The 11,100-nt window shown below is 64.3% G+C and carries 7 protein-coding genes, 1 tRNA gene and 1 pseudogene; 3 read left to right on the plus strand and 6 right to left on the minus strand.

All coding sequences use genetic code 11. From position 1 onward, the window contains the following. Nucleotides 1-69 precede the first annotated feature (69 nt). Nucleotides 70-1,857 (minus strand): acyl-CoA dehydrogenase C-terminal domain-containing protein, encoded by a 1,788-nt coding sequence (locus QZ409_RS03745; RefSeq protein ID WP_296707237.1) that lies wholly within the window; start codon nucleotides 1,855-1,857, stop codon nucleotides 70-72. 285 nt (nucleotides 1,858-2,142) lie between these two features. Beyond that, entirely contained in the window at nucleotides 2,143-2,559 is a 417-nt protein-coding gene (locus QZ409_RS03750) for a MerR family transcriptional regulator (RefSeq protein ID WP_296707238.1), read from the minus strand. Between the two features lie 255 nt (nucleotides 2,560-2,814). Here QZ409_RS03750 and QZ409_RS03755 point away from each other — a divergent pair, with 255 nt between their 5' ends. Further along, nucleotides 2,815-7,107 carry a hypothetical protein gene (locus tag QZ409_RS03755; protein ID WP_296707239.1) on the plus strand — a complete coding sequence of 1,431 codons (4,293 nt, stop codon included), beginning with the start codon at nucleotides 2,815-2,817 and terminating at the stop codon, nucleotides 7,105-7,107. A gap of 33 nt (nucleotides 7,108-7,140) precedes the next feature. Here the strand turns inward: QZ409_RS03755 and murA are convergent, their stop codons facing one another. Further along, entirely contained in the window at nucleotides 7,141-8,436 is a 1,296-nt protein-coding gene (gene murA / locus QZ409_RS03760; RefSeq protein ID WP_296707240.1) for a UDP-N-acetylglucosamine 1-carboxyvinyltransferase, read from the minus strand. Nucleotides 8,437-8,561: 125 nt separating this feature from the next. Then, nucleotides 8,562-8,750 (minus strand): hypothetical protein, encoded by a 189-nt coding sequence (locus QZ409_RS03765; protein WP_296707241.1) that lies wholly within the window; start codon nucleotides 8,748-8,750, stop codon nucleotides 8,562-8,564. 175 nt (nucleotides 8,751-8,925) lie between these two features. Here QZ409_RS03765 and QZ409_RS03770 point away from each other — a divergent pair. Next, nucleotides 8,926-9,000, plus strand: a tRNA-Thr gene (locus QZ409_RS03770). A 293-nt stretch (nucleotides 9,001-9,293) separates the two neighbouring features. On the opposite strand, the pseudogene QZ409_RS03775 reads toward QZ409_RS03770, so the two are convergent. Beyond that, nucleotides 9,294-9,479, minus strand: a pseudogene (locus tag QZ409_RS03775) (transposase); the annotation flags it as partial. Nucleotides 9,480-9,663: 184 nt separating this feature from the next. After that, nucleotides 9,664-10,230, minus strand: coding sequence for a hypothetical protein (locus tag QZ409_RS03780; RefSeq protein WP_296707242.1), 567 nt, complete (start codon nucleotides 10,228-10,230; stop codon nucleotides 9,664-9,666). 487 nt (nucleotides 10,231-10,717) lie between these two features. Here QZ409_RS03780 and QZ409_RS03785 point away from each other — a divergent pair, with 487 nt between their 5' ends. Then, nucleotides 10,718-10,984, plus strand: coding sequence for an HD domain-containing protein (locus QZ409_RS03785; protein ID WP_296707243.1), 267 nt, complete (start codon nucleotides 10,718-10,720; stop codon nucleotides 10,982-10,984). Nucleotides 10,985-11,100 lie beyond the last annotated feature (116 nt).

Raw genomic sequence — 11,100 nt, forward strand, 5'->3', positions numbered from 1 at the left:
CTCCCCTCGCGGGAGAAGGTGGCGCGAAGCGCCGGATGAGGGGGCGCCGAAGGCGAGACGGCTCTCGTCTCAGAACAACTCCGCCGGCAGGCTCATCACATTGGCGGCGCCGCTGGTGATGCGGGCGAGGCGCAGGGCCGTTTCCGGCAGGATGCGCTGGACATAGAAGGCCGCGCAAGCCTGTTTCGCGCTCATGAAATCGGCACGGCCAGGGTCGGCGGCGGCATGCGCGGCCTGCGCCATCTGGACCCACATATAGCCGAACATCACGAGGCCCATCAGATGCATGTAATCGGTCGCGGCGGCGCCGGCGTTGTCGGGCTGGGCCATGGCGTTCTGCATCAGCCAGAGCGTCGCCTGCTGCAAATGGCCGAGGCTGGCGCTCAGGGGGCCAAGCAAAGGCTTGAGGTTTTCATCCGTATCATGCGCCTTGGCATAGGCGCCGATCTCGCCGAGCAGGGCCATGATCGCGCGCCCGCCATTGGCCGGGAGCTTGCGGCCGACGAGGTCCAGCGCCTGAATGCCATTGGCGCCTTCATAGATCATGGCGATGCGGGCGTCGCGGACGAACTGCTCCATGCCCCATTCGACGATATAGCCGTGGCCGCCGAACACCTGCTGGGCCTTGACGCAATTGTCGAAGCCGCGATCCGTCAGCACGCCCTTGATCACCGGGGTGAGCAAGGCGAGCATGTCGGAGGCCTTTTCCCGCGCCTTGGCGTCCGGGCTGCGATGGGCGATGTCGCTTTGCAGCGCCGCCCAATAGGCGAGCGCGCGGCCGGCTTCGTTGAAGGCGCGGATTTCGAGCAGCGTGCGGCGGATGTCGGGGTGGACCATCAGCGGATCGGCAGGCTTTTCCGGATTTTTCGCGCCGGTGAGCGCGCGGCCTTGCAGGCGGTCGCGGGCATAGGCGAGGGCGTTCTGATAGGCAACTTCCGATTGCGCCTGGCCTTGCAGGCCGACCATCAGCCGCGCCTCGTTCATCATCACGAACATGGCGTTCAGGCCGCGATTCTCCTCGCCAACCAGCCAACCGATGGCGCCGTCATAATTCATCACGCAGGTCGAGTTGGCGTGGATGCCCATCTTGTGCTCGATCGAGCCGCAGGAGACGGCGTTACGCGCGCCGGGATTGCCGTCCGCGTCGGGCAGGAACTTCGGCACGACGAAGAGCGAAATGCCCTTCACGCCGGCCGGAGCGCCTTCGATGCGCGCAAGCACGAGATGAATGATGTTTTCGGCAAGATCGTGCTCGCCGGCCGAAATGAAGATCTTCTGGCCAGTGAGGGCGAACCCGCCATCCTCGCGGCGAGCCGCCTTGGTCTTGAGCAGGCCGAGATCCGTGCCGCAATGCGGCTCGGTCAGATTCATGGTGCCGGTCCAGCGGCCTTCCAGCATTTTCGGCGCATAAAGCTGCTTCTGCTCTTCCGAGCCATGGGTCAGCAGGGCGGCGACGGCGCCAGCGGTCAGGCCCGGATACATCGAGAAGGCCATGTTGGCGGCGATGAAATATTCGCCGACCGCCGCCGACAGAACATAGGGCAGGCCCTGGCCGCCATACTCGGGATCGAAGGCGAGGCCGATCCAGCCGCCGCCGGCATAGGCGTCGAAGGCGGCTTTGAAGCCCTTCGGCGCGGTCACCGAGCCGTCATCGTTGCGGCGGCAGCCTTCCTGGTCGCCGGGCAGGTTGATCGGCTGCAATTGCTCTTCGGCGAGCTTGGCGGCTTCTTCCAGCACCGCCTCCACAATATCCGGCGAGGCTTCCGCAAAGCCGGCGAGATTGCCATGCGCATGCATGCGGAACACGTCGTTGAGCAGGAATAGCGAATCGGCGACGGGAGCCTTGAAGCTCGGCATGGCGTTCTCCCAAGGAAAAGCAGATGGCGCGGCTTGATTGCCGCATCAGTTAGTTCACATATAAACAATTGTGCCGAACGAGGCAAGAGGCGGCCTTGTTTTTTTGCCGGCGCGCCGCCGGGCCTCCGCCCGGACCCAATGGCCATAGGATGCGCCGCGCGCTGCCGCCCGAAAAGCGAAAAAAAGCCCGCACGAGGCGGGCCGGGATCAATAAGCCGAGAGAGACGAGTCGAGAAACATAAGCCTGGGAGGATTTTATGGATCATGCGCTTGAGGGCGCGTTTTTCAGCTTGCTGCGCCGGTCAGGCGTTGATGGGTGGCGCGCAATTCGGAGATCGCCTGTTCGAGGTCGGCGCGGCGCTCTTCGAGATGGCGCAGTTGCGACAGCACCATTTTCTCGTCCAGCGTGAATCCATCCGCCTTGGGACGTCCCGGCTCGGCGTCCAGCAGATCGGAGATTTCCGTGAGGGTAAAGCCGAGATGCTTGCCCTTCAGGATCATCTGAAGGCGGTCCTTCTGGGTCGAATCATAGAAGCGGGCCGCGCCCTTGCGGGCCGGACTCAGCAGCCCGCGCTGTTCGTAGAAGCGCAAGGCGCGCAATGTCACGCCATAGATCCGAGAAAGCTCGCCGATCGTGAAGAGTTCGGCTGTCGTGTATTCGGGTTGCGGGAGGGTTTGCTGGCGTTGGGCGGAAGCGTTCATGAGAGAGTCCTGAGATATCGTGAATCACGACGTAACACACGTAAAAGTTGTAACATTCGTAATCTCAGGTTGCAATCGGGATTGGCCGGCGCGCAGTGAGATTGTTCCAAAATTGGGCAGAATTAACCGGTTGTTTACCGAGAGAAACGAAAGTTAACGCGAAGGCCGCCGCGCTTCGCCGCATCCGATTCGCGCCTCGGCCGGGCCGACCGTCGCATGAAGCCATTCATCCGGCGGATCAACCGGGACAAGAAAATGAGCAAAGCGGTTCCCTGGAGCATCAAAGGCGTTGATTTCGACGTGCGGGAGGCCGCCAAGGAGGCCGCGCGCCGCGACGGGGTCACGCTGGGGGAATGGATGAACAGGGCCATTGCCGACCGCGCCGCCGAGATCGGCGTCAGCGCGCAGGAATTTGACGCCGATGAGCGGCTGGAGGCGGTCGCCGCCCAGCTCGCCCGCCTGAGCCGCGAATCCGAGGGCGAGGCGCCGTCGCCGCGCCGCAGCGCCGAACCCGCTCGCCGGCAAGAGCGCGCGCCTATCGCGCGACAAGAACGCGCGCCCATCGCGCGAACCGAACAAGAGCGCGCGCCGGTCGCGCGAACCGAAGACGCCGAATGGGACGACGATCTGCTGCGCGAACGCGCAGCGCGCCGCCGCGCATCGACCGAACGCAAGTCCCCGCGTCCGGCGCCGCGCGACTTCTTCGCCCGGACCGAAGCCGAAGACATTCGCCCGCCGCGCACGTCCAGCGCCGCCGCGACGTGGGACGATGAAGGCTCGGACGAACAGAGCGGACGTGGCGCGCGCGGGGGCGTCACGTCACGGGACGCCGAGCCGCTGCATGCGCGGCTCGACGAGCGGCTGGCCGAGATCGAGCGCAGGCTGAAGCTCGACGAAAAGCAGGAAATCAAGCCGCCGCTGCATGGGATGATCGCCTCGGTTCAGGACCGGCTTGGCGAGATCGAGACCCGGCTGACGAAAAGAGATCGTTTCGCCGACGATCGCCCCCTGCGCGGTGCGCTCGAGCGGCTCGAAGGGCGGATCGAGGCCATGTCCCGCCGCAGCGAGGAAGTGTCGCGCCGCAGCGAGGAAGCCGCCGACGAAGCTCCGCTGCGCCAGCTCGACGCGCGGCTCGCCGCCATTCTCTCGCGGCTCGAAAGGGTCGAGGCCAGCCCTCCCAGCGCCGCGCGCGAAGAACAATTCTCCCGTCTCGAAAAGCGTTTCGACGCCCTGCTGACCCGGCTCGACCGTCCCGCTCCGGCGCCCGCCGCGCCGCCGCGCCGGGGCCTCGACGACGCCGTCGCTGAAATCGCCGCCCGCCAGCGCGACCTCGATTCCGCCGCTTCGCGTGGGCCGCGTCCACCATCGCCGCAACTCACCGCCATGCTCGACGAGCGTTTCGAAGCTCTGGCGCGCAAGTTCGACCTCGCCGCACAGGCCGCGCCGCCGGTTCCGGCGGTGGCCGAGAAGGCGCGGATCGACCTGCTGCAGAACGGCATCCAGGCTTTGTCCGGCCGCATCGAGGACATGCGCAAGGATTTCACCGCCGCAGGCGCCCATTCGCACGCCGCGCTGGAGAGTTTGGCGCGCGATCTGTCGGGCCGCGTCGAAGCGGCCCTGGCCGCGCCTTCCGACGCCGGCGTCAAGGGCCTGACCGAGTTGCGCCGCGACATTTCCGTCCTGAGCCGCAACCTCGGCGACGTCGCGCCGCGCGCCGCCGTCTCGGGCCTCGAAAACGCGATGCGCGATCTCGCCAACCGCGTCGACGCCACGCGCGAGGCGATGCTTCGCGCCGCCAGCGCCCGTCCCGAGCCGACCTCGTCCGCCGAACTCGAGGCCCTCGGAAAGCAGGTCGCGGCGATGAGCCGGACCCTCGCCGATCTTGCGCCGCGCAGCCAGGTCAGCTCGCTGGAAAGCGCCGTGCGCGCCCTGTCCGCGCGCATCGAACGCTCGCGCGACGAAGGCATGCGCGAGGTCGTGCTCGCGCCGATCGAATCCCTTGCCGGCGACGTGCGCCGCGCGCTCGCCGAAGCAGGGGCCTCCGCCAATTTCGAAGGCGTCTCGCGCCAGTTGCAGGAGGTTGAGGGCAAGATCGAGGAATTGCGGCAGACCGGCGGCGTCGACCGCGCCGACTTCCTGCAGGTCTTCGACCAGTCCGAGCAGATTCGCGCCATGATCGCGCAGGCTATGGAGAAAATGGCCCCGATCGAACGGCTGGAGCGTCAGGTCGCCGGGCTGGGCGAGCGGCTGGAAGACGTCGCGCGCCAGACCCGCGAAGCCAATGCGGCGCAGATCGCCTTGCCCTGGGGCGAGATTGAATCGCGCCTGAACGATCTCGCCACGCGGATCGACCGCGCCTCTTTCGATCGCGCCCCGCAGCCCGCCGTCGACGACGCGCGTTTCGATGACATCTCGCGGCGGCTTGAGGTGATGCACGAGGCCCTGGCCTCGCGGATCGACCGCGTCGCGCAGGATCGTGCGCCCGCGCCGGGCGTCATCGACGATTCACGGCTGGAGGATTTCTCGCGCCGGCTCGATTTCGTCCATCATGCGCTGGCCTCGCGGATAGACGACGCGGAAACCGAGTCGCGCGCTCATGCGCCGGAGCTGGAATCGCTGATGCGCGCGCTGTCCGAAAAGCTCGACGCCGAGCCTGCGGCGGCGATCGGCGCGGACGCGTTCGAATCGGTCGAACGCCGCATGGCGGAGATTTCCAAGCGGCTCGAGCATGGCGACACCGAAGCCGAGCGCCGGCTGCAGCGCGCCATCGAGCAGATCACGGAGCGGCTTGACCTCGCCCGCGATCCCGAGCGCGAAGATCGCAACGCCCGCGAGATCGCGGACCTGCGGGAAAAGACCGAATCCTCGGACCGTCGCGCCCAGCAAACCCTTTCCGCCGTTCATGAGACGCTGGAGAAGGTCGTCGATCGCCTGGCGATGATCGAGGAGGACGTCATCGAGGCGCGCGGCGCCGCCGAAGCCGCCGCGCGGGCGCCCGCCACTCCGGCGCAAGATGGCCGGCCGCAGCTGGATGTGGATGCGGACGATTTCCTGATGGAGCCGGGCGCCGGGCGTCCGGGCGAGCGTCAGGACCATTCGCGGGCTTTCTCCTTGCGCGAACGCGATGAATTGGCGCCGGAAGACACGGTTCTCGGACTGGGCGGACGCGCGGAGGCCGCCGAACAGGCAGAGGCCAAGTCTACGCAGAGCAATTATATCGACGTCGCCCGCCGCGCGCTTGCCGCCCGCGTCGCGGCCGAGGCGGCGGAAAAGTTCGACGCCGACAAGCAGCTGCGCCCGGCCGCCCCCGCTCCGGCCGCCGAGGAAGCCTCCGCCCGTTTCGTCCGTCCGCTGAAGGTCAGCGGCAAGGGCGGCAGCCGCCGTATGCCGGCGCTGCTGTTCACGGCGGTTTCGGTGCTGTCCATCGGCGCCTATCAAGCCTATCGGATCTTCGATAATTCCACGCCGCCGATGCAGGCCGTTCCCGAGCCGCACGCCGACAAGGGACAGCCAGCCGCCCAGGCTCCGGCCCAGAATCCTGCCCAGGCCGCTCCTGCCCAAGGCGCTTCTGCCCAAGTCCCTGCGCCCGCCGCCGACGCGGCGCCGGCCAAGCCTGTCGAATCCGCCGCGCCGCCCGCCACCGCCTTCCCCGCCTTGCCCGGACCGCAGTCCTCGGCGGCGCCTGTCGCCATGCCGACCGCGACGCTCAATTCCGCGCCCATCATGCCGAGTTCCGCTCTGGCTCCCAAGAGCGCTAAGGTTTCCGAGAGCGCCAAGGTTTCGGACATCGGCAAGAGCGCGGGTCTGCCGGACCCGCTCGCGACCGGCGCCATCAGCACGCGTCCCAATAGCTTGTCGGCGGTTCAGGCCGGCGTCCAGGCGGTGGCCATCAAGGACATGGCCGAAAAGGGCGACCCGGCCGCGCAATTCGATTATGGCGCACGGCTCGCCGAGGGCCGGGGCGTCAATCAGGACAAGGCCGCCGCTGTCGCCTGGTTCGAAAAGGCGGCGGCTCAGGGCCTGCCGCAGGCGCAATATCGCCTGGGCGCGATCTATGAAAAGGGCGTGGGCGCGCCGCGCGACCCCGCCAAGGCCCGTGATTATTATGAAAAGGCCGCCAACCAGGGCAATGTCCGCGCCATGCATAATCTGGCCGTGATCCTGGCCGAAGGCGTGGATGGCAAGCCCGATTATGCCGCCGCCGCCAACTGGTTCCGCCGTGCGGCGGAATATGGCGTGCGCGACAGCCAGTTCAACCTCGCCATTCTTTATGCGCGCGGCATGGGCGTGCCGCGGAACCTTGGGCAGAGCTATCTCTGGTTCGCAATCGCCGCGCAGCAGGGCGACGAGGACGCCGCCAAAAAGCGCGACGAGGTCGGCGCTCAGCTCGACGCCGCCACTCTGGGCGCGGCCAAGAAGCAGGTCGCGGATTTCCACGCCAAGGCCCCGGCGCCGGCAGTCAATGAGCCGCCGTCCGCCACGGTGAGCTCCGGCGCCGCCGCCTCGGCCGTGTCGGCGGCCGTCGGCAAGGCGCTCTCCAAAATCTGAAGACCGAGGAAGAGCGGGATGGTTCGGGCGGCGTCAGCCGCCCGAGGAAATGCGGGTGATGTCCGCGCCGCAGCGGCTCAGCTTGCGCTCCAGCGCCTCGAAACCGCGATCTAGATGATAGACGCGCTGGATCATGCTTTCGCCTTCGGCGACCAGAGCCGCGATCACAAGCGAGACCGAGGCGCGCAGGTCCGTCGCCATCACCGGCGCGCCTTTGAGCAGCGGCACGCCGTCAATGATCGCGCTGTCGCCTTCGAGGCGGATATGGGCGCCAAAGCGCGCCAGCTCCTGCACATGCATGAAGCGATTTTCGAAAATCTTCTCAGTAATGCGCGAGGCGCCTTCCGCGCGGGTCATCAGCGCCATGAACTGGGCCTGAAGATCGGTCGGGAAGCCGGGGAAGGGCGCGGTTTCGACATCGACAGGACGGAGTCCATTGCCATTGCGCCAAACGCGAATGCCTTCGGGGCTGGATTGGACATGAGCGCCGGCCAGTTCGAGCGCGTCGAGCGCAGCCTGGAGATGTTCGGGTTGCGCGCCCTGAAGGAAGACGTCGCCGCCGGTCATCGCCGCCGCCATGGCGTAGGTGCCGGTTTCGATGCGGTCCGGCAGCACGCGATGCTTGGCGCCATTGAGCCGCGCCACGCCGTCGATCTCGATGGTCGAGGTTCCCGCGCCCCGGATCTTCGCGCCCATTTTCGTCAGCAGATCGGCGAGATCGCCGACTTCCGGCTCGCGCGCGGCATTGTGGATCACAGTCGTTCCGTGGGCCAGCGCGGCGGCCATCAGCGCAACATGGGTGCCGCCGACCGTGACTTTAGGGAAGTCGATCTCCCCGCCGCGCAGGCCCTTGGGCGCCTTGGCGACGACATAGCCGGCGTCGATCTCGATCGAGGCGCCGAGGCGCTCCAGCGCCATGAGCAACAGATCGACCGGGCGCGTGCCGATGGCGCAGCCGCCCGGCAGGGACACCCGCGCCTCGCCGCAGCGCGCCAGCAGCGGCGCCACCACCCAGAAGCTCGCGCGCATGCGCGACACAAGATCATAAGGCGCGGTGGTGTCGACGATCTCGCGCGCGGTCATGTGGACGGTCTGGCCCGAATCCGGGTCCTCGCCCTGCCTGCGGCCGTCGATGGAATAGTCCACGCCGTGATTGGAAAGGATGCGGACGAGCAGGCTGACGTCCGCGAGGCGCGGCAAGTTCTCCAGCGTGACCGTGCGATCCGTCAGCAGCGAGGCGATCATCAGCGGCAGCGCCGCGTTCTTGGCTCCCGAAATCGGGATGATTCCATTCAGCGTCTTGCCGCCGACGATACGAATGCGATCCATTGATCCTCGCTGGCGCGGCGTAATCCCGCGCAATGTTTGTCTGCGCGAATCGCGCGTCTTCCGCTTTCTCGCCTATGGCCCCCGATTGCGGCGGCGGCGCGGCGGCTGACGGCGCGAACCGGCCGCTAGGCCTCCCGAGGCCCTGAATCCTCGCTTGTTTCGGCGCGGCGCCCGCGCACTTGCGCCTTGCGTCGCCGCAAATTTGCGCGCAAGGCCTCGGCGAGACGCCGCTTCTCGGCCAGTTTCGCGGGCGAAAGAGTGGGCCGCGCCTCGGCGGGGCCGTCAACTGACGCGGGCTTTTCTTCCTGGTCCATGGATATCCCTTGCATGCGGGCCGGTTCTAAGCGCGAATGACGTTGCGAACAAGCTTTCTCGACCGAATTGCGACAAATTGCGATTGCGCGTCGAAACTGCCGCTTGCCATGTCCGCAACGCTGTGGCAGAAACCGCGCGCCCCACCAGACGGTCTCGTCGGTTTCTGGGACGCCAGCTGCGGTAGCTCAGTGGTAGAGCACTCCCTTGGTAAGGGAGAGGTCGAGAGTTCAATCCTCTCTCGCAGCACCATCAAAACAATGACTTAGATGGAAACATGCGATTGAGGGCGCGTTGTAGCTACCAGATAGCTACCGCAAAGCGGCTCTCGCACTTCGCCTGGCTGTGTGGTCGTTTTGGACCTTTCGTGCCCTTTCACGGCGAAAACAGGGGTTCGATTCCCCTTGGGCGCGCCAATAAAATCAAATAGTTACGACGTTTCCCACAAATTTTGTGCAATGTTTGTACAATATCGCTTTGCGGCGGACGACTTCACGTCTCCCCCTGGCGGGTGATTGCACGCTCATTCGCGTATCGAAGCGCGGAAGCAAGTCGAGGTCGTCGGTGCCCTCGTAACCGCAGGCAATCGCGAAAACGCGCGCGCGTATTATGTCGGCAAGATTATGGGCGACACGCGCCGGATCGCGGCGAACAGGAAGACGACAGGCCAGCCGTTTGGCGAGATCGAGCCGCCTCTTCGCCATCGCAAGCAGCGTGACGCCGCCGTCTGAAGGAGCGGTCATCGAAATCCGCTGTGACTTTGAAGGGAGAATCGTAGTCTTTTTCATGGTGGTCGTGGCTGGCGCGATTTGCGCATCGGAAGGGTGTATACAACCCAATCCTATGCCATATCGTATCAGCGCTTTGCGCCACGCTCGCAGCCTCAAAAAACTAAACTGTCATGAATAAGATGGGTTAGCTGATTCGCTTTAAAGCAACTCCCAGTACCCGGAGAGCCATTTCCGCTTCTTTGAGTGTCGAATAAACTCCCAAATCGTCTGATTCTGGTGGACCACAGACGATATATGCCCCCCGAACTCCCGTTATGAACCACGTAAATTTGCAGCCCTCTGAGTCTCCGGGGTCGGTCTCTTCGTAGCATCGTCGAATTAGGCGAGAATCGACCGAATTATTTCCTAGCGTATCGAGAGCGGCATCCGCAAGAAGGTCTACCTGAGCTTGGTTAAAAGATATAATAGGTTTAGTTAACAGGCTTTCTATCGTAACAGAAGTTATATTTTCTATCATGGTAGAAGATAGCTCATATTCCGTGTGGCACCCGTTCTTTTTTTTGTCTGCCTCAGCTCTAAAAAACGTTATTGAATCTTCTAGCGATTCGCTCAGTTTAGGGCGTAATATAGTTGAGCGCCTCACAGCATCGATTTGAGCTGGGGTGATTTCACCAGAAATTAGCGGCGGAAATGCCGGTTTAGCATAAAGTGTTTTGGCTCGCTTTTTGGTGCTTGATGGTTCTTTTCCCATTATGTAGTCCAAGGTTATTGCTTATAAAACTAGGTAGTTTAACGCGACTTCCCCTTTGATATCGCGCAGGGTATTTTGGGCTAGACGGTATTTCGCTCTACTGGGTTCGGCGCTTTGTCCGACGTGGATGGAGGGCGTGGGACGCTCGCCCGACCTTTTGGCGGCGGTTCTAATGAGTTTTGCTTAACGACCGGGCGGGGAGTAAAGCTCGCCGCCCCTTCGTGCCACATCGGGTCGGTTAAATCCGGCGTTGGCATTTCGATTATTTTCACCATCGGGGCGCTCCATCAATTTTCGCTGTCGCATGATAGGCGGCTGCCGCAAGCTTACTCCGGTTCCGCTTTCGATATGAGCCGCCGCCAATCTATGGCTTTCCAGATCCTAATGGAATGCTGACAGGAGATCACATTAGCCAAACGCCATTTCCTCGCGGCATCGCCGAGTCGTTGGCCACTTCATCAACATCCCCAACAATGAGACAGACCACATGAAAGAATGGATCGCCGTCCTCGAAGCCGCCAATGCGGCGGCCCGCTGGCATGTCCACCAGCGGCGCAAGGGCCCAGCCGCCGAGCCCTACATCAACCACCTCCTTGAGGTCGCCAACCTCGTCGCAGAGGCAACGAACGGCAAAGACCCCGACCTGGTCGTGGCGGCGCTCCTGCACGATGCAGTTGAGGATTGTGAAGTACCATTGGAACTGATTGAAAGGCGTTATGGAAAGGACGTGGTGTTGATTTCCGTTTGGAACTGACCCGGGATTTTCACTGAGAAGTGACCCGCCTTTTTATGTTCCTGCGGTCAGGTTTTGGTCAAGGCATTGGCTTTCTCCTTTCGTCCTTTTGCGGTTGCGGCGCTGGCCTTGAAGCG

Source organism: Rhodoblastus sp. (assembly GCF_019449565.1).
Lineage (GTDB): Bacteria > Pseudomonadota > Alphaproteobacteria > Rhizobiales > Beijerinckiaceae > Rhodoblastus.

What these genes read in the sequence shown, in the direction of transcription:
- murA (WP_296707240.1), bottom strand. Translation starts at nt 8,436, where the DNA reads ATGGATCGCATTCGTATCGTCGGCGGCAAGACGCTGAATGGAATCATC.
- QZ409_RS03745 (WP_296707237.1), bottom strand. Translation starts at nt 1,857, where the DNA reads ATGCCGAGCTTCAAGGCTCCCGTCGCCGATTCGCTATTCCTGCTCAAC.
- QZ409_RS03765 (WP_296707241.1), bottom strand. Translation starts at nt 8,750, where the DNA reads ATGGACCAGGAAGAAAAGCCCGCGTCAGTTGACGGCCCCGCCGAGGCG.
- QZ409_RS03755 (WP_296707239.1), top strand. Translation starts at nt 2,815, where the DNA reads ATGAGCAAAGCGGTTCCCTGGAGCATCAAAGGCGTTGATTTCGACGTG.
- QZ409_RS03780 (WP_296707242.1), bottom strand. Translation starts at nt 10,230, where the DNA reads ATGGGAAAAGAACCATCAAGCACCAAAAAGCGAGCCAAAACACTTTAT.
- QZ409_RS03750 (WP_296707238.1), bottom strand. Translation starts at nt 2,559, where the DNA reads ATGAACGCTTCCGCCCAACGCCAGCAAACCCTCCCGCAACCCGAATAC.
- QZ409_RS03785 (WP_296707243.1), top strand. Translation starts at nt 10,718, where the DNA reads ATGAAAGAATGGATCGCCGTCCTCGAAGCCGCCAATGCGGCGGCCCGC.